The following is a 26,415-nucleotide window of genomic DNA, read 5'->3' as shown; positions in this document are numbered from 1 at the left end:
CCTTCATAAACTCGGAACGACCGGCCGCGAATTTCCGGCGACTAGGCAAGAGTCCCAGCCAATGGCAAAGCAGAAAAACAGAAATACCTATCATAAACATTAAAAGTTAGTCGGCTTATCAACTCTATGTACCCTTAATGAATTGTCTGAGTTCACATAAACATATAAAAGTACAGATGGTGCTCCGTGTTCATAGAGTCCACCAAATATGTACCACTGTTCCTTTTCAAAATCAAAAGGCATCGTTTTCGAAGTCAGTCCATTTGTGAGATTATACCACTCGTAATCCTTCATTTCTTTTTTAAAATAGATTACCGTACGCTCATCTTTTTGCCATGGTTTCTGAAAGTACCATAGACTGAACTCAACATCGTATGCGACGGGAACATCATCCCTGAATTCCCGAATATTTTTAATTTTCTCCACTTCAAGACCGTTCGAGAAGTCACAAGACGTCTTGATGAATTCTCTGTCAATCTCAAAGTCACAAGGATGAATATATCCGCATCCTGCCAATGCAATGCTCGCTATTATATTTATAGCTTGGGTTGGTGTAAATCTTAGCTTCATTTATCTAGGTCTACCCATTTTGCTGAAATCTAATCTGCGTAATTTACTGAATTCATTTCTGACATTATTCCAATACCTGTCCGAAAAAATAAAAACAACTAACGCTAGATGCCGATTCTTTTGGACGAGCCCAACGGGGCCTTTCACAACAGATACATCGGTGCCAGGTTGGTAGCACCGACCTGACGGTGCAAAGGTAATAGAATGATGCTGTAAAATTAATCGATATATATGATTTGGGTACACTTCACGCAGAATGAATAAAGGAGAACATGAACGTCGCGTAGAAAATATTGTGCGCCGTAGAGACAAAAAAAGTGACATGTTTTTAAAACAGTTGCAGGGAAGCATGATGAATATCCCATAAAAACATTGTGGCATCACTAAAGATATCCCTAAATTGATGCAAAGAACCAAACATGCTAAAACTTCGCGCCTCCCTGGCCATGGTCATTATGGCGATCATACTTGCTGGCTGTGGCAAACCCAAAGAAACGGACACGGCTTCAAAAGAGCTCCCCCGCATCGCGATCGCCGGACTGGCCATTGAGTCCAGCACCTTTTCGCCAGCCCAAACCAACGAAGAAGCCTTTCACGCAAAGACCGGTGACGCCATTTTATCGTCATACGAATTTCTTTCGCCCGACTCGGTCGATTTCAAAAGGGCACGTTGGTTCCCTGCATTGATTGGCCGTGCAATACCCGGTGGGATTGTGACACGCGAAGCCTATGAATCGCTGATGACCAAAATGCTCGACAGCCTCAAGAACAACCTTCCCTACGACGGCCTTTTCTTCGACATCCACGGCGCCATGAGCGTGGTGGGCCTCGACGATCCGGAGGGCGACATGATTGTGAGAATACGCCAGGTGGTCGGACCGAAGACCATCGTCTCCACCTCGATGGATTTGCACGGCAACGTGTCGTGGCGACTGGCGCAAAACAGCGACCTCATCACGTGCTATCGCATGGCCCCGCACGAAGATGCTGTGCAATCCGACAAGCGCGCTGTAGACAACCTGCTGTCGCGCATCGAAACGGGCAAAGGCAAGCCACCTTTCAAAGCGTATGTAGCCGTACCGATATTGTTGCCCGGCGAAAAGACAAGTACCCGTGTAGATCCGGGCAAGAGTTTGTATGCGCAAGTAGCACCAGCAGCTATTCAACCCGGTGTGGTCGATGCCGCGATCTGGATCGGTTATGCCTGGGCCGACGAACCCCGCAACCACGCGGTGGTGATGGCGGTGGGCGACGACAAAGACAAGGTGATCGCCACGGCCGAACAACTTGCCAAAAGCTTCTGGGACGTTCGCGATAAATTTGAGTTCATAGCGCCCGTGGGCACACTCAAAGAAAGTCTGGACAAAGCCGTGAAGAGCGACAAACATCCCTTCATGATCAGCGACATGGGCGACAACCCCACGGCCGGTGGTGCAGGCGATGTCACCTGGACGCTAACCGAAATTCTAAAGCGCCCTGAGTTCAAAAGCGAGAAAGGCCCTTCGCTCATCTACGCTTCATTGCCCGGCCCCGAGTTCGTCGACAAGGCGATCAAAGCTGGTATCGGCGGAAAAGTTGAAGGCACAGCGGGGGCCGCAGTCGATAGTCGTTATGCTCCTCCCGTGTTGCTTCGTGGCACCGTGAAAGCGATCGTGCAAGGAGACGAACATGCCGAAACCGAAATAGTTGTTCAGATCGGCAGCGTGAACGTGATCGTGACCAAGAAACGCAAACCCTATCACCACGAAGCCGACTTCACACGCCTTGGACTCGCCCCGCGCAAGACAGATATCGTTGTGGTGAAGCTCGGATACTTAGTGCCGGAACTATACGACATGCGCGCCGATTGGATTATGGCGTTGACACCCGGTGGCGTAGATCAGGATTTGGAAAGGTTAACGTTCAAGCGTATTGAACGTCCTATGTTTCCGTTTGATAAGAATATGGCAGAGCCTGATTTGAATGCGAAGCTGGTAGAAGTGACGCAGTGAGCCATGGTCGATTCATCTATTCTGGAGGGAGCGAAACAGCCAGATATCCTTCGTCTCTTGAACGCGGGCAATTTCGAGCTGATACTTGAGCAACAGCGCAGTACCCCAAAACAACGATGGCGCCTCTTTGGGTTTCTAAAAAAAGACTCGGTCAGTCCGGCAGGCTTTGCCTACTACATTTTACTTGCTTGTTTGACAGGAACGTTAAAGCCGAACGAATACACTCGTGTATACAACCTGGATTTTCATAGAGATTTCATCGGCGAACTCAATGAGCTATTCCGGATGCTGCTTTGCCTGGAAAATTTTCGAAATGCGCCACATTTTGAAGAGGTCTTGGCGGCCACATTAGTGGAATGTATCCGCAATGGCGCCGTGCACATTGAGGAATCGGCAAACGGCTATCCCAAGAATCCAATTAACGCAAAAGTTTGGATGGATGGCGCTGAGCTAAGATGCCTCGCCGACAAACTAATTGAATACTTTAAGAGAAAAAGTAATGACCGAAATGAATTGGAGGTCTTGTTTCTCAAGGCCAAGGTAACGTGCGCGATCATGGCACACTACCCGGAATCGGTTGGCCCCGACATGAATGCTTTGGCGCTTAAGTTTGAGAAACTCGGTGAGACGAAAAATGCAAAACGCTACTACACGCCCGTGGTAAATGATTTCACGAGCTTAGTTGACGGCACTGAAGAAAATTTAAGCCAACCTAATCCTGAGGTGTTTGAAAATGAAATATCGATTGTGCAATCGCTGATAGATGCTTTGGAGGGACTGGACCGACTGGGAGAACAGATCGATCATAGTCTTCTTGAAAAATCGAAAGAAACCCTACAGAAGGTTAAGGATTTACTCAAACGATGACGTCAACATTTTGAAGCGTCACATCCTGCGATGACATTTATTTACGGTAGAACGGCTTAGTTTTCTGCCAGCCAGAGAATGAGGCGATGAAGGCATAAAAAAACTCAACCGCTTTTCGGATGATGTCTGTTTTTTTCTATGAACCCTTGTCGGAATAGAACCAACGACCTACCGATTACAAGTCAGTTTCCGCCAGACAGCGGATGAACGATGAAGGGCATAAAAAAACTCAACCGCTTTTCGAATGAGGTCTGACTTTCTATGAGCCCCCTATAGGAACCGAACCAACGACCTACTGATCACAAGTCAGTTTCCGCCGGTTGGCAGATGAGCTAAGAAGGCATAAAAAAACCTCACCGTTTCTGGATGATGTCTTGCATTTTGTGAGCCCCTGTTGGAATCGAACCAACGACCTACTGATTACAAGTCAGTTTCCGCCGGTTGGCGGATGAGCTAAGAAGGCATAAAAAAACCTCACCCGTTTTTCGGATGAGGTCTTATTTTCTGTGAGCCCCCTGTCGGAATCGAACCAACGACCTACTGATTACAAGTCAGTTGCTCTACCAGCTGAGCTAAGGAGGCAAAATGGAGGTGCAAAAATAGAGCAAGAATGGGTTTTAGCAAACACTTGCTCAAAATTACTTCAACATTTTTCAAATTTTTTTTCCTGCGGCTGCCCTTTGGGGCATCAAACCGTTTTCAAGAGTTTCAATTGCTCTTTTAGTTGCTTCAGGTGGTCTGTGGCTTCCTTGATTTTGTCGTTGAACTCGTCCTTGAATTTGTCGGCGTTTTTGGAGCGGCCAAAAAATTCGAGGTTGTTTTTCCAGACAGCGATGTCGTTTTCCACTTTGCTGATCTTTTTGCGGATCACTTGCTCCTTCTGGTAGATCTTACGGTCGGCCATGGGGTCGTTGCGCAGGTCGTTCAGTTGGTTTTCGAGCGAGATTTTTCCCTTCTCGTCTTCGGTGATGCCCGGTATGGTGTTGATGAATCGCTCCACGGCTTCGTGGTAGCGCGTGCGGATCGTGTTGATGTCTTTCTTGGGCACAAAGCCGATGGAATTGAACTTGGCCTGCAGTTCGTGCAGAATGTCTTCCGTGGCGGTGTTGGCGGCGATGTGGGCTTCCAGATCCGTGCAAACGTCTTCTTTCAGACGCAGGTTTTCGGCTTGCTCGTTCTCTACCTTGCCGTGCTGTGTGCGGCGTTGTTCGAAGAAGTGGTCGCAGGCATCTTTAAATTCCTTGAACACCTTCTCTCTGAATTTCTCGGGCACCGGACCAACGTCTTTCCATTTTTGCTGAAGTGTTTTCAGTTCGTTGGAGGTGCGTTCCCAGTCGTTGCTTTCTTTCAGCTCCTGGGCTTTTTTCACCAGGTCGTTTTTCAGCTGAAGATTTTGCTCACGCTCTTCATCCAGTTTTTTGAAGAATGCATTTTTGTTATTGAAGAAGGTCTTGAAGGCCGACCAGAATTTCTTGTTCACTTCTTTGGCCTTGGCGCGGGGCAGGCCTCCAATCACTTCCCAACGTTTTTGAAGATCCAGAATTTCTTTTGTCTTCTGGTTCCACTCCTTGATGCGATCGGATTGGAACGTGATAAACTGCTGCACTTCGTCGCTCAGGTTCGCTTTGCCGCCCAGGTTCACTTGCAACTCTTGTTGCAGGTTCTGCAGGTAGGCATCCCGTTTGGCATACACGGCGTCTGACGCAGCCTTGAAGCGTTGCCATACCGATTCTTTATCTTCCTTAGGCACAGGGCCAAGGTGTTTGAATTCGTGATGCAGTTCGTTTAGCTCGCGGATGGCATCTTTAATGATCTCCACTTCGGCGAGCTTCTCTGCGCGCACGCACAATTCTATTTTGGCCTCCAGGTTTTTCCGGCGGTCAAGTTCTTTCAGCTCGAAGTAGATGCTCTGGTTGTCGTAGAAGCGATCAAGCAGGGCGTGATAGTTTGCCCACAGTGTTTTGGCCTGAGGGCCAGGCACCGCGCCGATAGACTTCCATTCCTTCTGCAAGGTTTTGAAGCTGTCGAATTGTTCTGACGTGTCTTGAGAGTCGGACAACACGCGAAGTTTCTCCAGGATGTCCTGCTTTTTCTTGAGGTTGTCTACCTTTTGTTCTTCCTGTTGCTTGAAGTATTGCGCCCTGCGGTCGCGGATGAGTTTGTAGGTGGCTTCAAACACCATGTCGTGTTCGTCGCCCTTGAAGTCGAAGTCTTCTTCTACGCCGCCGCCGGCAGTGAAGCGTTGCAGGGCTTCGGCTCTTTCCTTATCGCGGATCTCGTCGTAGAGCGGCTTGATTTCGCGCAGGGTGTTGTCAACCTTTTTATAGTTCTCGTCCTTCGACAGTTCTTTGATGAGGTCGGCAAACTGTTGCTTGGTGAAGTGACTGTAGTCTACATGTTCTTCTTCGTGATGATCGTCGTGCGATTCATCGCGATCGGAAAGATCAATTTCTGACTGTAATGTACTTCCGTTCACGGTCACGTTTGCCGGATGTACATGCTCTTGCTCTTCGGTTTTGTCTCTTTCCATTTCCATAGTCGGTATCGGATGCTACGCTTTAACGTAAATTTACTAAAATTGCTCAATTCACCTCAATTCAACCTTGGGTCGACCGGATAGTTGGAATAAACCGAAAAACGACCACCCATATTGTCTAACGCCTTTTTCCAGATCACAGTTGGGTCCGTGTCAAACAGCAGCTCGTCATCCACGAAGTCGCAAACGATCCAGCTGTCTTCCTGAAGTTCGGACTCCAGTTGTCCTTGCCCCCACCCGCTGTAGCCCAGATAAAACCGGATGTCGGTGGGCTTCACCGTGGCCGTGTCCAACTGCGCGAGCAGGCTTTCAAAATCGCCGCCCCAATAGATCTCGTTCCGTATCTTAACAGCGTTGGCTATGGAGGTGTTTCGATGCAGAAAGTGAAGTGTATCCTGCTGCACGGGACCGCCTACAAACACCGTGTCGTCCAAGATACGAATATCTTCCATCACCTCGTTTATTTTCAAAATGGATGGCTTGTTCACCACGAAGCCAAACGATCCTTCTTCATTGTGTTCACACAACAGCACTACGGTGCGCTCGAAATTTGGATCGGGCAAAAAAGGTTCAGAGATCAGCAACCTTCCCTTTTCCGGCTTCAGTTTATTTTTGTACTTAAAAAACTCCATACCACATGTTCAGGTTGTTGAAATTTCGCACCCACTCCTTCTGGTTTCAATACTTGAATAAAATACTTCATTTGCACCTGTGCAAATTTTATTTCTTTCTAAACTTGTAACGTCAAATTTCACCCTATGCATACACTCGCCGACCTGCGCAAAGACTATTCGAAGGAATCGCTCGACGTTTCGTCTTTAGAGACCAACCCAATTCTGCAATTCGAGAAGTGGTTCAACGAAGCGTTGCGCGCCGAAGTGCTGGAACCAAACGCCATGAGTCTGGCTACGGTCAACGCCGATCATCGTCCGTCGTCGCGCATTGTTTTGCTAAAGGGCATCGACAACGGCAAGTTTGTTTTCTACACCAATCTTCAAAGCGACAAAGGCCGGGAACTTGAAAATAACCCCGCTTGTGCGGCAACATTCTTCTGGCCGGAGCTGGAACGCCAGGTGCGCATCGAAGGCACAGCAACCCGTGTAGACGAACGTAAGGCGCAGGAATATTTTCAAAGCCGACCACGCGCCTCGCAGATCGGGGCATGGTCGTCACCCCAGAGCTCGGTGCTGGAGAATCGCGAAATACTGGAAGAGCGTGTTCGTCAGGTGGAGAAAAAATTCGAAGGCCAAACCGTGTTGCCCAAGCCCCACCAATGGGGTGGTTTTCAGATTGAGCCGTTGCTCATCGAATTCTGGCAAGGCCGGCAAAGCCGCCTGCACGATCGCATGGAATTTGTGAAAGTAGACGGCGCCTGGAAGGTGCGTCGTCTCGCACCCTAGAGCAAGTCGAACAATGAATTTACCCCTGGATACCGCCGTACGGTGAACCCTTCGCCATACTTCGTGCCAATGGCGTGACCAAATTCTGTGGCCCGCGCCTCAATCATTTTCATGAATTGTGGATTGGAGATATACGTTTCCGGCTCGTTGCTGTTGGGATCGTAGAACTGTGTTTTAAAGGCCTGTAGCGCCCTCAGCTTGATGTCCCAGAACGCGGAAATATCGACGATGAAATCGGGCTCGATGAAGAGGCTTTGAATGGAATGATAGAAGGCCTTCGGACGCCATGGCGCCTGTTCCTGCCCCTGTTCGTCGTGGGTCTGGATCTTGACCAGGCCCGACAGAAAGGAAGCGTCATAGGCCAGCGATGCGCCCTTGCCGTGGTCGATGTGACGGTCATAGGTGGCATTTGCCAGGATGATGTCGGGCCGGAATTTACGGATGGCACGCACCACCTTAAGTTGATGCTCCGGGTCGTTTTGGAAAAAGCCGTCTTTCAACCCCAGGTTTTCGCGCACCGAAACGCGTTGGATGGCCGCCGCGTCGGCAGCCTCCTGCGCGCGGGTTTCGGGGGTGCCGCGCGTGCCCAGTTCGCCCCGTGTAAAGTCAACAATGCCAACCTTATAGCCTAGCGAAATGTGTTTGGCGATGGTTCCCCCGGAGCTGATTTCGGCGTCGTCAGGATGCGCGGAAAGAACAAGTATATCGAGCTTCAACTTTTGAATAGTGATTGTGGTGGATAGTGGTTACGGAAGCCGCTCAATGCACGGCTTCCATCTCTTTGGCGACCAGAAATTTCTCGGCATCCAGTGCACCCATACATCCGGTGCCTGCAGCCGTGATGGCCTGGCGGTAGATTCTGTCGGCAGCGTCGCCCACGGCAAACACCCCTTCGATGTTGGTCTTGGTTGTGCCGGGCAGTACCTGAATGTAGCCGGTATCGTCCATGTCGAGCCAGCCTTTAAAGATGTCGGTGTTGGGTTTGTGGCCAATGGCCAAAAAGAATCCCTGCACGTCTAATATCTTCTTGGCGCCAGTCTTGTTGTCGAGCAGTCGCACGCCGGTCACACCGGTTTCGTTACCCAGAATTTCTTCGGTCTCTGCGTTCCAGTGGATCTCGATGTTGGCGGTGTTCTTCACGCGTTGTTGCATGATCTTCGAGGCGCGCATTTCGTCGCGGCGCACAATGAGGTGCACCTTTGTGCAAAGGTTGGCGAGATAGGTTGCTTCTTCCGCTGCCGAGTCGCCGGCGCCCACCACGGCCACTTCTTTGCCACGGTAGAAGTATCCGTCGCACACGGCGCAGGCAGACACCCCGTTGTTATTGTATTTCGCCTCCGACGGAAGTCCAAGGTATTTTGCCGAGGCTCCGGTGGCAATGATGATGCTGTGTGCAATGATCTCGTCTTTCTCGTCCACCACCACTTTGTGAGGATAGCCGGAAAAGTCAACGGAGGTCACCAGGCCATAGTGAACTTTTGTTCCGAAGCGTTCGGCTTGCTTCTGCAGGTCGATCATCATCTGGGGGCCGTTCACGCCGTCGGGGTAGCCTGGAAAATTCTCCACGTCGTTAGTAATGGTCAGCTGTCCTCCCGGCTGGCCACCGGTGTAGAGAACGGGCTTCAGGCCGGCACGGGCGGCGTAAATAGCGGCGGTATATCCGGCGGGGCCTGAACCGATGATGAGGACTTTAACTTCTTCTTTTGCCATGTGTATGAGCGTCTTAACGTCTTATGATAAAGTATACGAAAACAAAAGGTCTCGGCATGCGAGACCCTTTGAATATCTTAAATTAACCTTTTTTAACCGAGGTAAGGCTTTAAAGCCTTGCTTCTGGAGGTATGTCTTAACCGTCTGATAGCCTTTTCTTTAATCTGGCGAACGCGTTCCCGGGTCAGGTTGAACTTCTCGCCAATTTCTTCCAGTGTCATGGAGTGTTCGCCGTTCAGTCCGAAATAGAGCGTGATCACGTCGGCTTCGCGCTGGGTCAGGGTAGACAAGGCACGTTGCACTTCGCGGCGCAACGAGTCGTTCATCAGTCCCGAGTCAGGCGTTTCTTCGCTATCGTTTTCCAACACGTCCAGCAGGCTGTTCTCCTCACCTTGCACGAAGGGGGCATCCATTGACACGTGACGACCAGAGATCTTCATCGTGTCCACCACTTCTGCCGTGGTCACATCAAGCACTTCGGCAAGTTCTTCGGGAGAAGGCTCGCGTTCATACTTTTGTTCCAGTTCAGAAAATGTTTTGGAGATTTTGTTCAGCGAGCCTACGCGGTTCAGCGGCAAGCGCACAATGCGCGACTGCTCGGCCAACGCCTGGAGAATCGATTGACGGATCCACCATACGGCATACGAAATGAATTTGAAACCACGGGTTTCATCAAAACGTTGTGCGGCTTTGATCAGGCCTAAGTTTCCTTCGTTGATAAGGTCACCCAGAGAAAGACCCTGGTTTTGATATTGCTTGGCTACCGACACTACGAAACGGAGGTTTGCTTTAGTCAGTTTTTCTAATGCTATTTGATCACCTTCTTTGATACGCTTAGCCAACTCCACTTCTTCGTCGGGCGTAAGCAGGTCAACCTTGCCAATTTCCTGGAGGTACTTATCCAGGGATTGGCTTTCGCGGTTGGTAATTTGTTTACTGATCTTAAGCTGTCTCATGCGCTAATTCCAATTCGTTTGTTTAACAATATACGGTCAAATTATAGTTCCTGTCAATCCAGTTCTTAACGATAATTAAGCGGGTGTGGTTTCCGGACGTGGAGGTCTCGGCAAAAGCACTTTCCTGGAGAGACGGTATTTGCCCGTCTTTTTGTCTACTTCGATCAGTTTCACTTTCACTTCTTCGCCTACTTCAAGCACGCCTTCCATGTTCTCGAGGCGTTCCCACTTGATTTCAGAGATGTGCAAGAGACCGTCTTTGCCCGGCATGAACTCTACGAACGCGCCAAACGGCATGATCGATTTCACTTTGCCGTCGTATACCTCTCCCACTTCGGGGATCGCTACGATGCCCTTGATGCGGCGCAGGGCGGCTTCCATCACATCCTTGTTGCTGGCGAACACATTCACCACACCTTTGTTGCCAACCTCTTCGATAACGACAGTGGCACCCGTGGTGTTCTGAATGTCTTGCACTACTTTTCCGCCTGGGCCGATTACCGCGCCGATCATGTCTTTTTCGATGATGACGGTTTCGGCTCTCGGTGTTTGTGGCTTCAGATCTGGTCTGGGCTGGCTGATGGTTTTCTTCATCTCGTTGAGGATGTGAAGTCTTCCTTCTTTTGCCTGAAGCAACGCTTCGCGCAATACGTCGTAGGTCAGGCCATCCACTTTCAAGTCCATCTGGCAAGCCGTGATTCCGTTTTCGGTTCCGGTCACTTTGAAGTCCATGTCACCCAGGTGATCTTCATCGCCCAGGATGTCGGAGAGAATTGCATATTTACCAGTCACGGGATCGGAGATCATACCCATGGCAATGCCGGATACAGAACTCTTCACGGGCACGCCGGCATCCATCAGCGCAAGCGAGCCTGCGCACACGGTCGCCATCGAAGACGATCCATTGGATTCCAGAATGTCGGACACGATGCGAATGGTATAAGGATTTTTTTCATCGGGAGGAAGCACTTGCTTCAGGGCGCGGAACGCCAGGTTGCCGTGTCCTACTTCGCGGCGGCCAGGGCCACGGTTAGGTTTCACTTCGCCAGTCGAGAAGCCGGGGAAGTTGTAGTGCAGAATGAACTTGCTGGAACCTTCAATCATGGCGCCATCTATCATCTGCTCGTCCAGCTTTGTTCCAAGCGTTACGGTGGTAAGCGACTGTGTTTCACCACGGGTGAACACGGCCGATCCGTGGGGAGAAGGAAGGTAGTCAACCTCGCTCCATATCTCTCTGATTTCCCGTGTCTTACGACCATCCAGGCGAACTCCTTCATTAAGTACGAGGTCGCGGGCGGCTTTCTTCTGAATTTCTTTGTAGTACTGCTTCACCAACAGCTTGTTGACGGTAGAGTCTTCGGGGAGCGCTTCCAGGTATTCGTCGAGTATGCTCGAGAAGGCCTCGGAACGTTCGCTCTTGTTGGCGATAAGCTTGCGCGCTGCAGCGTAGGCTTTGTCGTACATGAGTTTCCACAGTTCTTCGCGGAGGGCTTCGTCTTTGTCTTCGTGGCTATAGGTACGCTTCTCGGTTTTGTTAACGGCTTGCGTCAATTCAATCTGGAGGCGGCACTGATCTTTGATGGCTTCGTGGGCGAGTTTCAGCGCTTCGAGCATATCGTCTTCGCTCACTTCTTTCATCTCACCCTCCACCATCAAAATATTTTCGATAGAGGCACCCACCATCAGGTCGATGTCGGCGAGTTTCTTTTGCGCCATGGTGGGGTTAATCACAAATTTACCTTCCACGCGGGCCACTCGCACTTCGGAAATGGGGCCTTGGAAAGGGATGTCGGATACCGACAATGCTGCCGATGCGGCAAACGCTGCCAGGGCATCGGGCAATGCGTTCTCGTCGCCCGAAATGAGGTAGAGCATCACCTGGGTATCGGCGTGATAGTCGCTGGGGAAGAGCGGGCGGATGGCGCGGTCAACCAGGCGGCTGATGAGGACTTCGTAGTCGGAGAGTTTGCTTTCGCGTTTCAAGAATCCACCGGGCACTTTACCTGTGGATGCGAATTTTTCCTGGTAGTCAACCGAAAGAGGAAGGAAGTCGGTGCCTTCTTTGGCAGTCTGCGACGACACCACAGAGGCCAGGATCATGGTGTTGCCCATTTTGAGCACTACCGATCCGTCGGCCTGGCGGGCCAGTTTTCCGGTTTCAACAGTTATTTCGCGGCCATCGGGCAGCTTACAGGTTTTTGTGATTGCAGTAGGTTTCATGTGTTGTTTATTTACGTCTGGAGACACACGTGAAAAGCCAGGTAATCAACCGGTTATCGGTAAGATTTACGTGGCTCTTCGCGATGAGTCTTTCAAGCCCGGAGCGGACTTATCATCAATATAAAATGCAAAAAGGGAACCTTTGGTTGGGTTCCCTTTGGGGAATGTCGTTCAATTACTTTCTCAGATCTAAGTCTGCCAGAATTGCGCGGTATCTATCGATGTTGGTGCTTTGAAGGTAGTTCAGAAGCTTTTTGCGCTTACCTACCAGTTTCATCAGGCCTTGCTGCGTGGAAAAGTCTTTCTTGTTTTCCTTGAGGTGCGCGGTGAGGTGGTTGATTCTATGCGTGAAGAGAGCAATCTGTGATTCCGGAGAACCAGTTTCTTCCTTTTTCTTAGAGAAGCCGTGTTTCGCGAACAGGTCTTGTTTAATTGCTGTAGTCAGATACATTTCAAAAAATGTTTTTTTTCCTTTATTTCAGGGGGCAAAGGTAAGCCAAATCAGCTCAATTTTGCAACATTTAGGTAAAATATTCCAAACAGATGTCAGGCCTTTTCCATCTTAAGTTGCCTGCGCTGGGCGAACCATCGCTTCACCTTGTCGATAGCAACTGAATAGAAATCAGCTTCAAACAAGCGTGCATCCGCCCGTGCTTGCCGCAAAAACAGCACCCCAATCACCAATAGGGCCAAATCGGCCATCCACACCCCTACCCACACGTCTATGGCTCCCTGCTTGGCCAATTTCTCGCCCTGCATGCTCAGCACGTAGTAGACAATGAAGAACAGAATCGACACCAGAAACGGCACCCCCAGCCCTCCCCTTTTGATGATGGCGCCCAGCGGTGCCCCGATCAGGAACATGGCAATGCAGGCAAACGAACTGGAGAAGATCTTATGCCACTGGATATCGAATTCCTTCAGTTCTTTCTTGTAGTTCTCGATGCTGGAGTTGGCGTTCTGCACCTGGCTTTTCACCTGGCGGGCCATGTTGGTAGCGCCCTGAATGACGTCGCGGGTGGTTTCCTTGTTGAAGACGCTGTCGATTTTGGCCAGGCCGGCAGAGTCGAACTTCATGGCCGGCAGTCTGGACGAGGCCATGGTGGGTGGCGGATTGCTGTCGTCTTTTCGCTTCTTGCTGGCGGCCAGCAGGGCGCGGCGTTTTTCGTTCCGGGCTTTGATGCGCTCCAGCTTTTCGGTCTCCGAGTTGGTGGAGTCGCGATGCATCTTTTTCTTCACGGTGTCGAGCGGCAGGCTGGCGGGGCTGCCCTTGCTCAGGTAGGGAATGCGGTTGATGGAGTCGCGATATACTTTATAGTCGTAGATGTCGTCGGGCAGAATGAGGGAGTCGCGTTTCATATAGTATGAAAAGAAGGACACCTTGTTCTGGTAGTAGTTGAGTTGCTGGTTCAGGATCTCGATGTTGATGGAGTCCATGTCGGAACCCAACTCGGTGAGATTGCGCATGATCCGGTTTCCCTGAAACCATTTTTTGTCGGTGTTCTGAAGCTGAAACGACGACAGGTCGAACACCACTTGTGACTTCGCGAATTTGCTTCGCGTGAGTGCTTCGGGATTGGTGGTGCGCTGCCCTGTCATTTCGCGTTCGTTGCTGGTGCCTTCGGTGTAGCGATAGCCGTTGAACAGTTCGAACTTCAGGTAGCGTTCGTTCAGGATCGTATACATCCGGCCTGAGTCGGCGATCATCACTTCCTTGTTGCCGTCGTTCTTCCGGTGATCGTAGACAATCACTTCTTTCAGGGCCTGATCGTCTTTCGGAAATTTCTTGTTCACCTTGATGCTGATGTTGTCGATGCCGTGATAGAACACACCTTCGCGCAGTTCGAGGGCGGGCTTCTTTTGTTTGATGTCGTAGAGGAGACTGTAGGCTTCGAGGGCGGCTTTGGGAACGAGGTTGTTGTTGATGTAGAACGCGATGACGGTGAGCAGGATAACAAACGCAAAGATGGGCAGCAAGGCGCGCACCAGCGAGATGCCGGCGCTCTTGATGGCCGTGAGCTCGAAGTGTTCGCCCAGGTTGCCGAACGCGATGAGCGACGACAGTAGCACCGCCAACGGCATGGCGGTGGGCACGGTGAAGACGGCGAAATAGAAGAACAACTGCCCCAGCACAAGGCCGTCGAGCCCCTTTCCGATGATGTCGTCGAAGTACTTCAGCATGTTGATGTTCAGCAGGATGAAGACCACGACGAGGAAGGTGATGACAAAGGGACCGAGGAATGCGTCTAATACGAGTTTGTCTATTTTTTTCATGTCGTGCCTCGCGGTTTTCGCTTCATGCAGGGTCAAAAATAAGGCCAACCCGTTGAAGGGCATGCACGAATTTGAAAATAATTACGGGGGTGTTCGCTTATCCGCCAACGGTTTTGCGCAGCGCTTCCACCAGGCCATGCCAGAGGTCGTTAAGTTCCTTCTGGTCATCGAAGTCGGAGTAGTCAATTATCTTAATGTAAACGGATTGGGTCAGTTCATTGAACTCGAGGCGGAGCTCGAAATAGGAAGGATCTTTTTCATCGTCTTTGTTCTCGGGTAGAAACTCGAAGCGTGCAAAGTGGTTGGTGCGAAAAGCGGCGAGCTTTGCTTTGTGTGCTTCGTTGTCCCAGAAGAAGGTGAACGATTTGTCTTCGTTGTTGATGGTCACATCATCGGCAAACCACTCCGATAATCCACTGGCGGTTTGAATGTAGGGATACAGCATCTTAATTGAGGCGTGTATCTCATAGTCGGCCGTGAATAACTTTTTATTGGACATGCTGAGGGTTGCCATGATAAATCGTTCGTGCGATTGAATTTATACCATTTTGGGGATTATGACAAATATTAAATCAGAAGGCAGAATGGGGCGTCTGGGGACGTTTGTTTTGCTGAAAGAAAGGAATTCCGATGAGATGCACAGGGAGTTTATGCTGGGTCGAATATGAATTTCAACGCTCTTAACCAACTTTAGCACAGCAGAGTTTTGGGCAAAAAAAATGGTGAACCGTTAAGTTCACCATTCTATCTCGTAGCGCGGGGGGGAGTTGAACCCCGTCCGCCCACTGGCGGATATGACTCCAACACCCTAACCACCAGAACTACCGTTCAGGTCAAGACAAAAAAATGGTGAACCGTTAAGTTCACCATTCTATCTCGTAGCGCGGGGGGAGTTGAACCCCCGTCCGCCCACTGGCGGATATGACTCCAACACCTAACCACCAGAACTACTGGTCAGGTCAAGACAAAAAAAATGGTGAACCGTTAAGTTCACCATTCTATCTCGTAGCGCGGGGGGGAGTTGAACCCCCGTCCGCCCACTGGCGGATATGACTTCAACACCTAACCACCAGAACTACTGGTCAGGTCAAGACAAAAAAAATGGTGAACCGTTAAGTTCACCATTCTATGTCGTAGCGCGGGGGGGAGTTGAACCCCCGACCTTTGGGTTATGAATCCAACGCTCTAACCACCTGAGCTACCGCGCCATCTATTTTCTTATTTCTTTTTCTTATTTCTTTTCGTCAACGTACTTTAGTTTTCCCTGCCCCCCGTCCGCCCGCTGGCGGATATGAATCCAACGCTCTAACCACCTGAGCTACCGCGCCATTGTCCCGCTCTTAAAGTCAGCGTTTTGGGCGCCTTCTCTAAAATTTGGGAGCGCAAACTTACAAGTTGTATTCAATTTTCACAAGCAGTTCCGAAATCTATTCTCTAGATCTTTCGGTTTCGATAGTCGGTGAAGTCGGGGTGGGTGCGTTCATAGGTGCTGAAGAGCAGCGGTGAGGTGAAGAGGAAGTCGGCTGTGGCGCGGTTGCAAGCCACGGGAATGTTCCAGACCACGGCAAGTCTGAGCAAGGCTTTAATGTCCTGATCGTGAGGCAATGGCTCCAGTGGATCCCAAAAAAAGATTAACATGTCGATCCGGTTTTCGGCGATCAACGCGCCGATCTGCTGATCGCCTCCGAGTGGACCGCTTTGGAGGGCTTTCACTTCAAGATTCGCTTCAGCTGCCAGAAGTTTGCCGGTAGTGCCTGTGGCAAATACCTCGCACTTCAACATACTTTCTTTATATTGTTTAACCCATTCAACCAGCTCTTTCTTCCGGTTGTCGTGCGCGATCAGCGCGATACTTTTTATACTCATGTGATTTCGTCGCTTTCTAAAAATACACTATTGCAGGTTCTAAACCTTATCCTATTTTTGCCACCCTGTCTTTAAAATTATGGAGCAAGAAAATATAACCCGATGGGTTGAACAAATTGCCAAGGAATTTTCCCTGGAATTTAAATACGTGAAAGCGTTGGCCACGCTTTTGCAAGAGGGCGCGACCATCCCATTCATCTCCCGCTACCGTAAGGAAATGACCGGTAGTATGGATGAAGTGATGATCGCCAACGTGCGCGACCGGATGGAGCAGTTGCAGGAACTTGACAAGCGACGCGAAGCCATCATCAGCTCTATTGAGAAACAAGGCAAACTCACCATTGAGTTGATGCAGTCCATTGTGGCGGCAGAAACCCTGGCGGAGCTGGAAGATATTTACCTGCCGTTCAAACCAAAACGAAAAACACGCGCCAGTGTGGCGAAGGAAAAAGGACTCGAACCGTTGGCCCAGAAAATTCTGGAGCAAGACAAGTTCGACGTCAGCGAGTTTGCCAAGACGTTTGTGGACAGCGAGAAAGGTGTGGCCGATTTTCAGGAAGCCCTGGATGGCGCGCGCGACATCATTGCAGAATGGGTCAGTGAAAACCCTGATACACGGAAACGTGTTCGCGAATTGTTCTGGAGCGAAGGCGTTGTGGAGTCGCGCCTGCTGAAAGGCAAGGAAAACGAAGGACAGAAATACAAAGACTATTTCGAATGGAAAGAGCCCATTGCCAAAACTCCCTCCCACCGCCTGCTGGCTATGCGCCGCGGCGAGAAGGAAGGCATTCTGGCGCTTGATATTTTCCCCGAAGAAGAAATGGCAATCGCCTCCATCGAACGTCAGTTTGTGAAGAGCGAGAATGCTGCCGGCGAACAGATGAAGCTTGCCGTTAAAGACAGCTACAAGCGACTGCTTCGCCCCTCGCTGGAAACCGAAATCCGGATGGAATCAAAGATGAAGGCCGACGAAGAAGCGATCCGTGTGTTTGCCGACAACCTGAAAGAACTTTTGCTGGCTGCCCCGCTCGGACAAAAAAATGTGCTCGCACTCGACCCCGGTTTCAGAACGGGATGTAAAGTGGTGTGCCTCGATCGTCAGGGAAAATTGTTGCACAACGATGTGATCTACCCGCACGAACCCCAACGCGAAAGCGCGAAGTCGGCGGCGCTCATCAAGTCGCTGTGCGAAAAGTTTGATATTGAAGCCATCTCCATTGGCAACGGCACGGCCGGAAGAGAGACCGAAGCATTTGTGAAAGGCATCGGGCTCAACAACAAGATTCTCATTGTGATGGTGAACGAAAGCGGTGCCTCGGTGTATTCGGCTTCCGATGTGGCGCGGGAAGAATTTCCCGACAAGGATGTGACCGTGCGTGGCGCGGTTTCTATCGGGCGGCGCCTAATGGACCCGTTGGCCGAGCTGGTGAAGATCGACGCCAAGTCGATCGGCGTTGGCCAATACCAGCACGACGTAGATCAGACTAAATTGAAGAACGGACTTGACGACACCGTGATGAGCTGCGTGAACTCCGTGGGTGTGGAAGTGAACACGGCCAGCAAAGAGCTGCTGTCGTATGTTTCCGGATTGAGTTCTTCGCTGGCCAAAAATATTGTAGAGTTCCGAAACCAGAATGGCCCGTTCAAAGATCGCGAGTCGTTGCTGAAGGTGTCGCGACTGGGCGAAAAAGTATATGAACAAGCGGCGGGCTTCTTGCGCATTCAACAAGCCGAGAACCCACTCGATGCCAGCGCGGTTCACCCGGAGAGTTATGCCATCGTGCAACAAATGGCCACCGACCTGGGCTGTGGTGTGAAAGACCTCATGACAAGTGCTGCCCTGCGCAAGCAACTTGATCTACAGAAATATGTGACGGACAAAGTGGGCCTCCCTACCCTCACCGACATCATTAAAGAACTTGAGAAACCCGGACGCGATCCGCGCAAAGAGTTTGAAGTGTTCAGCTTCACCGACGGCGTAAATTCCATCGGCGATCTGAAACTGGGCATGCGCCTGCCGGGCATCGTCACCAACGTGACAGCCTTTGGCGCATTTGTGGACGTGGGCGTTCACCAGGATGGTCTTGTGCACATCAGCCACCTGGCCGACAAGTTTGTGAAGGACCCGAAGGAAGTGGTGACCGTTCAGCAAAAAGTGATGGTGACCGTGGTGGAAGTGGATGTTCCGCGCAAGCGCATCGGCTTGTCGATGAAGAGCGATCCGTTTGGCCAACCTGAACCTGCGCCCAAAGCGTCGGGATCGTCTTCGGCGCCGAAAGGAAAACGGAACAGTCCCGGCAACGACCGGCCACAGGCAAAACCAAAAGACAAGGAGCCTGAGTTGAGCATGGAAGAAAAGCTGGCCATGCTGGTGAGCAAATTCAAAAAGTAAAACACAAAGGTCCCCGCAAGGGGACCAATTATTTTTATCTTCGCAGTACTTACGAACACATTGGCTTATGCTACCCAAACACAACCCGACACAAACATCCGCCTGGCAAAAACTGGAAATGCAATTCATGACCCTGCAGGCCTCTCACCTGCGCGAACTGTTTGCCGAAGATCCCCAACGATTCGAAACGCTTCACGCGAAGTTTGAAGACATCCTGGTGGACTATTCCAAAAATCTTGTGATTGGTGAGACCATCAAAGATCTCATCGAACTGGCCAACGAAGTGGAACTGCGCGACGCTATCGACGCGATGTTCCGGGGCGACAAGATCAATCAGACCGAAGACCGTTCGGTGCTTCACGTGGCGTTGCGTAACCGCTCGAATAAGCCAGTGTTAGTAGACGGCGAAGATGTGATGCCGGAAGTGAACCGCGTGCTGCAGCAAATGAAAGGCTTCTCAGACAAATTGCTGAGCGGCCAATGGAAAGGTTTTTCGGGCAAGGTCATCACTGACATCGTGAACATCGGCATCGGCGGTTCCGACCTTGGTCCTTATATGGTAACGGAAGCACTCCGCCCCTATTGGAAATCCATCACACCACACTTCGTATCCAACGTAGACGGTACACACATCGCGGAAACCGTGAAGCATCTGAATCCGGAAACGACGTTGTTCATCATTGCTTCTAAAACATTCACCACACAAGAAACCATGACCAACGCCGAGTCGGCGCGTGCATGGTTCCTCGACAAAACAGGTGGCAAGGGCGAAGTGGCCAAACACTTTGTGGCCGTGTCGACCAACACAACCGAAGTAACCAAATTCGGTATTGCTCCCGAAAACATGTTTGTGTTCTGGGATTGGGTTGGCGGACGTTACTCGCTGTGGTCTTCCATCGGCCTGTCGATCATCTGCACCATAGGCTTCGAAAATTTTGAGCAATTGCTGGATGGCGCGCATGCCATGGACAATCACTTCAAGAACGAACCGTTCGAAAAAAATATCCCGGTGTTGCTGGCCCTGATCGGCGTGTGGCACAACAACTTCTTTGGTGCTGCCTCCGAAGCAATTCTCCCCTACGATCAATACCTGCATCGCTTTGCGGCCTATTTCCAGCAAGGCAATATGGAGAGCAACGGAAAGTCGATTGACCGCGATGGCGATCCGGTGACGTATCAAACCGGTCCCCTCATCTGGGGTGAGCCCGGCACAAACGGACAGCACGCGTTCTATCAACTCATTCACCAGGGCACTAAAATTGTGCCTTGCGACTTTATTGCGCCGGCCATCAGCCACAATCCGCTGGGCGATCATCACGACAAGCTGTTGTCTAACTTCTTTGCGCAGACCGAAGCGCTCATGAAAGGAAAGACGGAAGAAGAGGTGGTGAAAGAACTCACGGCAGCAGGCCAGAGCAAGGACGCCATAGCCTTCCACACACCCTTCAGGGTGTTTGATGGCAACCGTCCAACCAATTCCATCCTCTTCAAACAACTCACGCCACGGACCCTGGGAAGCCTCATTGCCATGTATGAGCATAAGATCTTCACACAAGGTGTGATCTGGAACATTTTCAGTTTCGATCAGTGGGGTGTGGAGCTTGGCAAAGTACTCGCCAAGAAAATTTTGCCGGAACTCACCGCGAAAGAAGAAATTACGTCGCACGATTCATCCACAAACGGCCTAATTAACTATTTCAAACGGTTGAAGTCCATTTGATTAAATTGTTGATTGTAAAGTACAGTCTGTCCATTATTTTTGTTGGATTTTAAACTTGAATGGAGAATAAAATTTCGAAAATTGGAGTGTTTACATCGGGTGGCGATGCTCCAGGTATGAATGCAGCCATCCGTGCCGTCGTGAGAACGTGTACGTATTACAATAAGAGTTGCCTGGGCGTTATGCGCGGGTATGAGGGGATGATTGAGGGAGATTTTATTAAACTCGACGCTCGCTCCGTAGGAAACATTCTTCAGCGCGGCGGCACCATTCTCAAATCGGCACGCAGCAAGGAATTCAGAACTCCCGAAGGCAGAAAGAAGGCCTACGACCAGATAAAGAAACAAGGCATTGACGCGCTCATTGCCATTGGAGGAGATGGTACGTTCACCGGTCTTCACAAGTTCTTTGAAGAGTTTGGCGTTCCTTCCATCTGCATCCCCGGCACGATCGACAACGATTTGGCCGGCACAGACTACACGATTGGCTACGACACGGCCACCAACACCGCCGTGGAAGCCATCGACAGAATTCGCGACACAGCCCTCTCTCATAACCGTCTTTTCTTCATCGAAGTGATGGGCCGACATTCCGGCTACATCGCCATCAACAGTGGCATTGCCGGCGGCGCTGCTGCGGTTATCATCCCCGAAGAAGAAACGTCTTTCGACGAGCTCTATGCGCTTCTCGAAGAAGGCGGCAAAACGAATAAAAAATCAAATCTTGTTGTTGTAGCAGAAGGATCGAAAATTGGCGACGCGCACACGCTTGCAAAACTCGTGAAAGAGCGTTCATCTTACTTCGACATCAAAGTGACTGTGCTGGGCCACCTGCAACGTGGTGGAGCGCCAACCTACTTTGATCGTGTACTCGCCTCACACATGGGTGTGGGTGCTGTTGAAGGATTGCTGAATGGCAAAAACGATGTGATGGTGGGCACACGCGACCGGAAGATCGTCTACAATAAGTTTGACGACATCATGTCGAAGATTCATGAAATCGACAGTGAGTCGCTTCGCATCGCTAAAATTCTTTCCATATAGTTTCTTTATCTTCTAAAACAGTTATTTATGAGAGAGCTTACTATCGGCATCGATATCGGGGGAACCAACACCAAATACGGTATCGTGGACAGAACCGGAAACGTGATTTCCCAGGGAAGCATTTCCACCACACAGTATAAAGAATTCAAAGACTATTTTCTCGGGCTTGCAGAAGCGCTGCGGAAAGAAATCGCGGCCATACCCGGCGAACACAAAGTGCTGGGTGTGGGTGTCGGCGCTGCGAACGGCAACTACTATAAAGGCACGATCGAACGCGCCACCAACCTTCCGTGGAAGGGCATCATTCCGTTGGCCGATATGTTCCGTGAAGAATTTGATCTTCCCGCCATTGTGACCAACGACGCCAACGCTGCGGCTGTGGGCGAAATGGTATACGGCGCCGCCAAAGGCATGAAAGATTTTGTGGTGATCACCCTGGGCACCGGTTTGGGCAGCGGCTTTGTTGCCAATGGACAATTGCTCAATGGCAAGCACGGCATTGCCGGCGAAGTGGGTCACACCTCGGTGAACCCTGCCGGACGTTTCTGCAACTGTGGCAAACGCGGCTGTCTCGAAACCTACGTGTCGGCTACCGGCATTAAGCGCACCGTCTATAAACTGTTGGCCGATCACCTTGAGCCCAGCGAACTGCGCGGCATCAGCTTCGACAACCTCACTACTAAAATGATTACGGAAGCGGCTGTTCGTGGCGACGTTGTTGCCCTGGCTGCTTTTGAATACACCGGAAGAATACTCGGAATGAAACTTGCCGAAACCGTAGTGCACACCGACCCGGAAGCCATCTTCCTGTTTGGCGGTTTGTCACTGGCCGGCGACCTCATCTTTAAGCCTACCATCAAACACATGGAGGCGAACCTGATGCCCTTGTTCAGAGGCAAAGTGAAAGTGCTCCCGTCGGGACTTCAGAATCAGGCCGCCCCCATCATTGGGGCCAGCAGCCTGGTGTGGAACTACCTCGACAACGCGCACAACAACACGCAGCTGACCGAAGAAGCTATCGCCTGATCCATCCGCGCAAGCGGGCAACATCTTCGTCTTTTAAGAAGACAACGTAACTCACAATCATCACCAGCCCGAAGTCGGGCAGGCTCAGGAGAATCCATATCCCGAGGTGAATAACCGTGCCCACAAACAGCATGGGCAAGCGCGTGCGTTTAAACCACACCAGCACCACGAACAGGCATTCGAAGGCAATGGTGCTCCACGCAAACAGAACGTTCAGTGTAGGCCCTTGCAGCAGTCCGTGCAGGTATGTGTTGGCCAATACATCCAGGTTTCGGATGTAGGCCCAGGCCTCGCCGGTTCGCCAGCTTTCGCTCATCAGTTTGTCCCACCCCGAAACAGCGTAGAGCATCACGATTTGCAACTGGCAAAGCAAACGCCCGACGTTGTGCGCGGTAGTGGCCAACGCGTCGTCGCCTCTACCCTGCCGCAGGTCGTCGATGAGGATGCACCAGAAGCTCAGCATGAGTAGCACCAGGTCGGAGCCGTTGCCGCTGGGCAGGTTCACCACATAGAGGTTCACCATGAGCCAGAAGAACACCAGGTTGAGCCGGAAGTTTACCCGCACAAAAAGCATCACAGCCAGAAAGGCGATTACCGACGCAAAGAACACGTGCACGTTTAGGTTGGCCACCACCGCCGGAGCGAGTATTAGCTTTCCCGCCCATGACCGTGGCAATGTGAGCGTGTGATAGCGGAGCATGACCGCTGCCGCGGGCCAGAGAAAAATGAGTTTGAGAAGCGCATAGCCCACCAGTGACTTCACAAACCACATCGTGGCTTTCGGCTCGCGTATGCTTCCCGTCAGCGCTTCGCCCCAGATCGCTATTTTAGTTCTTAGGGCGTGCAACGGCGTTGGGGTTATAGCGGTGCATAAAAATGGTGTCGCGTAGGTGTGTGTTGGTTTCGGGTTGATATGTGGCCTGGGTGTTCACCAGTTCAATCGAGTCGATGGGCTGTTGAATGTATTCCTGTAACACCAGCTGGTTCAGCTCCTGAAATACTCGGGACGCGGCCGCCGCCGGTGTCAGTTGTCTGTTGTTGATTTTGCCGATGCTGCGGAGCAGATAGTGTTCATAGTCCATGAGCTTCAGCTTGTCGTAGCGCCATGGATGACGGTTGTATTCCAGGAGGGCTTCGCCTGAATAGTCTTTGAAGGCCGACCATGTACCTGCCGTCTTGAAACGCACGGCCAGGTGGGCCGAGGTTTGGATAGCCGATGTGCGGAAGAACGGACCGATCACCACCAATTGGCGATAGCGTGATGTGATAGGATTGGAATAGACCAGCGATGGTGGCCCCCAAAATGCGATAGCCGAAAGCAACACATGAACGCCCAGCAGCAACAGCACAACCAAGCCCAGGCTTCGTTTTTGTTGTGCACTTTTTTCCGGCGGGTTTCCCATGTTGGATTGTGTTTACGCCGACACCCCGATTTGACGGCGGTTTCTTATTCCAGCTTCACGCTGAGGTTTTCGCCCAGCAAATTGAATTGTTTGATCCACTCTGCCGAATGCCCGTCGTGTTCACGATTGCGGACGGAGATCTCGAAGTAAAGGTTCTGGCTCTTATACAGGTTGGGCTTGAGGTCGAATTTCCGCAAGAGCGGGAACAACCGGTTTAGCTTCTCGATGCGTTTGTAGTTGTCGCCCTCGGCGCTGATGCGTTTCACTTCCTTGAACACGCTCTCGCCCGCCAGACGCTCCACCTTTCCGGTGTCTTCGATGTGAAGTTTCCATTGCACCAGCTCGTTCATGATGCGCTCTACCTGGCGCACGTTGATGCGTTCGGATTCGAAGCTGCGTGTGAGGTCGGCGTTGAGGATGTATTCAAACGTGGTGCGATAGGCATTGGGTATAGGCGCGTCGTTGTTGGCCAGCGCCATCACCAGCGGATAGTCGCGGTTGTAGATGCGTCGCAGGGAGTTCTCAAGATCACGCATGCTTTGATACGTGATGAGGTTGAACACCTTGCGTTTTTCGTCCTGGAAGAGTTGCCAGATGGTGTATTTGTCGGGACCAAAGTAGGTTTGCATCAAGCCAATGATGTCGCCCAGGCGGGCTTCTTCAAAAGCATCGATCATGCGCACCTGCATGCTGGCAAACTTGTCTTCTTCCATGTCGATGGAGATGTTGCCAATGATGTTGTGCTGGCCCATGTAGATTACGGCGAAGGCAAATTTCTTTTCCGAGCGCGTCACATTCGAGCGCACTTTGGTGATGCCCAGCACAAGTTTCTGCTCGCCCGCTTCCTTGCGGATAAACACGTCGTTGTGCGTGGTGTAGTTAAATACCGGAAACGACTCTGGATCTTCTTCAAAAATAGATGCCACGGCATAGTGCATGCCCACGCGTTGCAGGTTGGTTTTGGAGGGCAACACAAACTTTCGATAGACCTCCGCTCCATTCTCCAGCGCAGGCAGGTTGCTGGGCGCAGCTTGCATGCGTTGCAAAAATTCTTTTTCCAGATTCACTTCCACAATCTGGCTCACCAGCTGCATGGCACGACAGGCGTACTGCATGATCTGCGTCGTTTCAATGCCCGATATCTCGTCGAAGAACCAACCACAGCTGGTATACATCAGCATGGCGTTGCGTTGCACTTCCATCATGCGGAACACACGATTGTGCTCCACATCCTGGATGCAATGGTCTTTCAGAAATTTCAGAATCGTGTCGTCGGTGCGGCGGAGAATCACGCCGATGTAGTCTTCCCGCGCCTTCCAGGGATCTTTCAGAATTTTGGACGCTTCGGCTTCATATACTTTGGCCAACTCGTCGCGAAGCCAGTCGAGTGTTTCGCGAAGGGGCTTGCGCCACTGCTGGTGCCAATCGGGTGTGCCGCCGCTGCAACCGCAGTTGTTGCGCCAGCGCTCGATGCCGTGCACACAGCTCCACGAACTGTTCTCGTGAATCTCGGCCTCATAGGTCGGCGGAAATTTCGCAAGGAATTCAGCATAGTTAGTGAGGTGCGAATGTTTGTGGCGCTCAATGTAGTCGAGGCAAAACGCCAGGGCCATTTCACCATGCTTGTGGTGGTGACCATAGGTTTCTCCGTCGGTGGCCACGTGCACCAGCTGAGGTTCTTCTGGGGCCTGATCGAAGCCGTCGAGAAGGCGGTGTGCGAATTTTTTGCCGTCGTTCAGCAGGCCGTTGAAGGCCACGCCCTGGGCGATGTCGCCGTCGTAGAAAAACAGCGCGATGCTTTTTCCCGAGGGCAAATTGCATTTGTAGGGACGGCGTGTGTCCAGTGTTGAGTTGTCGACCGAAGTCCACTCAACGTCTTTTATTTTGCGGATGGCCTTTGCCTGTCGTGGGGCCAGGATGGTGAATTTGATGTCGTGCTTGGCCAGCAGTTCCAGCGACTCGATGTCGACTGCTGTTTCGGCCAGCCACATGCCTTCGGGTTTCCGGTGAAAACGATATTCAAAATCGCGGATGCCCCAGATGATTTGTGTTTCCTTGTCGCGGGTGTTGGCGAGCGGCAGGATCATGTGGTTGTAGACTTGCGCGATGGCAGATCCGTGTCCACTGAAATGTTTTACACTCTCCTTGTCGGCGTCAATGATGGCCGCATACGTTTCCGGATCGCTGGTTTGCATCCACGAGAGCAGCGTGGGGCCATAGTTGAAACTGAGCCGCGAGTAGTTGTTGATGATGTTCTTGATGACGGCCTTCTCGTTGAGAATGCGCGATGCCGTGTTGGGGGCATAACACTCGGCCGTGATGCGCTCGTTCCAATCGTGATACGGATGGGCCGAGTCTTGAACTTCAATTACTTCAAGCCAGGCATTCTCGCGCGGCGGCTGATAGAAATGCCCATGGATGCATATATACTTTTCCAAACA

General features: G+C 51.2%; 21 protein-coding genes and 4 tRNA genes. 7 read left to right on the top strand and 18 right to left on the bottom strand.

Features of this window, described 5'->3' with window-relative positions; all coding sequences use genetic code 11:
- Nucleotides 1-99 precede the first annotated feature (99 nt).
- Nucleotides 100-570 carry a hypothetical protein gene (locus JI741_RS20755; protein ID WP_202013036.1) on the bottom strand — a complete coding sequence of 157 codons (471 nt, stop codon included), beginning with the start codon at nt 568-570 and terminating at the stop codon, nt 100-102.
- A gap of 455 nt (nt 571-1,025) precedes the next feature.
- Here JI741_RS20755 and JI741_RS20750 point away from each other — a divergent pair, with 455 nt between their 5' ends.
- Both JI741_RS20750 and JI741_RS20745 read left to right on the top strand, forming a co-directional pair.
- Nucleotides 1,026-2,561, top strand: a complete 1,536-nt coding sequence (locus JI741_RS20750; protein WP_236676205.1) for a M81 family metallopeptidase — start codon at nt 1,026-1,028, stop codon at nt 2,559-2,561.
- A 3-nt stretch (nt 2,562-2,564) separates the two neighbouring features.
- A complete protein-coding gene (locus JI741_RS20745) occupies nt 2,565-3,428 on the top strand; it encodes a hypothetical protein (RefSeq protein WP_202013033.1) in 864 nt (287 codons plus the stop codon).
- A 264-nt stretch (nt 3,429-3,692) separates the two neighbouring features.
- Here the strand turns inward: JI741_RS20745 and JI741_RS20740 are convergent.
- From JI741_RS20740 to JI741_RS20720, 5 genes are all read right to left on the bottom strand, one after another.
- A tRNA-Pro gene (locus JI741_RS20740) sits at nt 3,693-3,770 on the bottom strand.
- 44 nt (nt 3,771-3,814) lie between these two features.
- A tRNA-OTHER gene (locus JI741_RS20735) sits at nt 3,815-3,891 on the bottom strand.
- 46 nt (nt 3,892-3,937) lie between these two features.
- Nucleotides 3,938-4,010: transfer RNA gene (locus JI741_RS20730), tRNA-Thr, on the bottom strand.
- Nucleotides 4,011-4,116: 106 nt separating this feature from the next.
- Nucleotides 4,117-5,964: a DUF349 domain-containing protein gene (locus JI741_RS20725; protein ID WP_202013032.1), complete on the bottom strand. Its 1,848-nt coding sequence runs from the start codon at nt 5,962-5,964 to the stop codon at nt 4,117-4,119.
- A gap of 56 nt (nt 5,965-6,020) precedes the next feature.
- Nucleotides 6,021-6,596, bottom strand: a complete 576-nt coding sequence (locus JI741_RS20720; protein WP_202013031.1) for a YqgE/AlgH family protein — start codon at nt 6,594-6,596, stop codon at nt 6,021-6,023.
- A 126-nt stretch (nt 6,597-6,722) separates the two neighbouring features.
- Here JI741_RS20720 and pdxH point away from each other — a divergent pair, with 126 nt between their 5' ends.
- Entirely contained in the window at nt 6,723-7,364 is a 642-nt protein-coding gene (gene pdxH / locus JI741_RS20715) for a pyridoxamine 5'-phosphate oxidase (RefSeq protein ID WP_202013030.1), read from the top strand.
- Here the strand turns inward: pdxH and bshB1 are convergent.
- The 9 genes from bshB1 to JI741_RS20670 form a co-directional block, all read right to left on the bottom strand.
- A complete protein-coding gene (gene bshB1, locus JI741_RS20710) occupies nt 7,361-8,080 on the bottom strand; it encodes a bacillithiol biosynthesis deacetylase BshB1 (RefSeq protein ID WP_202013028.1) in 720 nt (239 codons plus the stop codon). The genes pdxH and bshB1 overlap by 4 nt on opposite strands.
- Nucleotides 8,081-8,123: 43 nt before the next feature.
- Nucleotides 8,124-9,074 (bottom strand): thioredoxin-disulfide reductase, encoded by a 951-nt coding sequence (gene trxB / locus JI741_RS20705; RefSeq protein WP_202013027.1) that lies wholly within the window; start codon nt 9,072-9,074, stop codon nt 8,124-8,126.
- 92 nt (nt 9,075-9,166) lie between these two features.
- Nucleotides 9,167-10,030: a sigma-70 family RNA polymerase sigma factor gene (locus JI741_RS20700; protein ID WP_073130761.1), complete on the bottom strand. Its 864-nt coding sequence runs from the start codon at nt 10,028-10,030 to the stop codon at nt 9,167-9,169.
- 75 nt (nt 10,031-10,105) lie between these two features.
- Nucleotides 10,106-12,250 carry a polyribonucleotide nucleotidyltransferase gene (gene pnp / locus JI741_RS20695; RefSeq protein ID WP_202013026.1) on the bottom strand — a complete coding sequence of 715 codons (2,145 nt, stop codon included), beginning with the start codon at nt 12,248-12,250 and terminating at the stop codon, nt 10,106-10,108.
- A 175-nt stretch (nt 12,251-12,425) separates the two neighbouring features.
- Nucleotides 12,426-12,701 (bottom strand): 30S ribosomal protein S15, encoded by a 276-nt coding sequence (gene rpsO / locus JI741_RS20690; RefSeq protein ID WP_202013025.1) that lies wholly within the window; start codon nt 12,699-12,701, stop codon nt 12,426-12,428.
- 95 nt (nt 12,702-12,796) lie between these two features.
- Nucleotides 12,797-14,524 (bottom strand): LptF/LptG family permease, encoded by a 1,728-nt coding sequence (locus tag JI741_RS20685; protein ID WP_202013023.1) that lies wholly within the window; start codon nt 14,522-14,524, stop codon nt 12,797-12,799.
- 97 nt (nt 14,525-14,621) lie between these two features.
- A complete protein-coding gene (locus JI741_RS20680) occupies nt 14,622-15,038 on the bottom strand; it encodes an START-like domain-containing protein (RefSeq protein WP_236676194.1) in 417 nt (138 codons plus the stop codon).
- Nucleotides 15,039-15,658: 620 nt separating this feature from the next.
- Nucleotides 15,659-15,732, bottom strand: a tRNA-Met gene (locus JI741_RS20675).
- Between the two features lie 226 nt (nt 15,733-15,958).
- The gene (locus JI741_RS20670) at nt 15,959-16,390 is read right to left on the bottom strand and encodes a methylglyoxal synthase (protein ID WP_202013022.1); all 432 of its coding nucleotides are present in this window, start codon (nt 16,388-16,390) and stop codon (nt 15,959-15,961) included.
- A gap of 79 nt (nt 16,391-16,469) precedes the next feature.
- On the opposite strand from JI741_RS20670, the gene JI741_RS20665 reads away from it, so the two are divergent.
- From JI741_RS20665 to JI741_RS20650, 4 genes are all read left to right on the top strand, one after another.
- Complete coding sequence (locus JI741_RS20665) at nt 16,470-18,782, top strand: Tex family protein (protein ID WP_202013020.1); 2,313 nt, start codon at nt 16,470-16,472, stop codon at nt 18,780-18,782.
- Between the two features lie 67 nt (nt 18,783-18,849).
- Nucleotides 18,850-20,502: a glucose-6-phosphate isomerase gene (gene pgi / locus JI741_RS20660; RefSeq protein WP_202013019.1), complete on the top strand. Its 1,653-nt coding sequence runs from the start codon at nt 18,850-18,852 to the stop codon at nt 20,500-20,502.
- A gap of 59 nt (nt 20,503-20,561) precedes the next feature.
- On the top strand, nt 20,562-21,545 hold the full coding sequence (gene pfkA / locus JI741_RS20655; RefSeq protein WP_202013017.1) for a 6-phosphofructokinase: 984 nt from the start codon (nt 20,562-20,564) through the stop codon (nt 21,543-21,545).
- A 27-nt stretch (nt 21,546-21,572) separates the two neighbouring features.
- Entirely contained in the window at nt 21,573-22,571 is a 999-nt protein-coding gene (locus JI741_RS20650; protein ID WP_202013015.1) for an ROK family protein, read from the top strand.
- On the opposite strand, the gene JI741_RS20645 is transcribed toward JI741_RS20650, so the two are convergent.
- From JI741_RS20645 to JI741_RS20635, 3 genes are read right to left on the bottom strand one after another with little or no spacing between them, the layout of a single operon-like run.
- Nucleotides 22,561-23,418 (bottom strand): HTTM domain-containing protein, encoded by an 858-nt coding sequence (locus JI741_RS20645; protein ID WP_202013013.1) that lies wholly within the window; start codon nt 23,416-23,418, stop codon nt 22,561-22,563. The genes JI741_RS20650 and JI741_RS20645 overlap by 11 nt on opposite strands.
- On the bottom strand, nt 23,399-23,974 hold the full coding sequence (locus tag JI741_RS20640) for a hypothetical protein (protein ID WP_202013012.1): 576 nt from the start codon (nt 23,972-23,974) through the stop codon (nt 23,399-23,401). Before JI741_RS20640 ends, JI741_RS20645 begins: the two co-directional genes overlap by 20 nt.
- Nucleotides 23,975-24,018: 44 nt before the next feature.
- On the bottom strand, nt 24,019-26,412 hold the full coding sequence (locus JI741_RS20635; RefSeq protein WP_202013011.1) for a DUF3536 domain-containing protein: 2,394 nt from the start codon (nt 26,410-26,412) through the stop codon (nt 24,019-24,021).
- Nucleotides 26,413-26,415: the final 3 nt, after the last annotated feature.

The sequence above is a fragment of the Chryseolinea lacunae genome, assembly GCF_016735595.1.
Lineage (GTDB): Bacteria > Bacteroidota > Bacteroidia > Cytophagales > Cyclobacteriaceae > Chryseolinea > Chryseolinea lacunae.
This window is presented reverse-complemented; position numbering and strand designations above follow the sequence as displayed.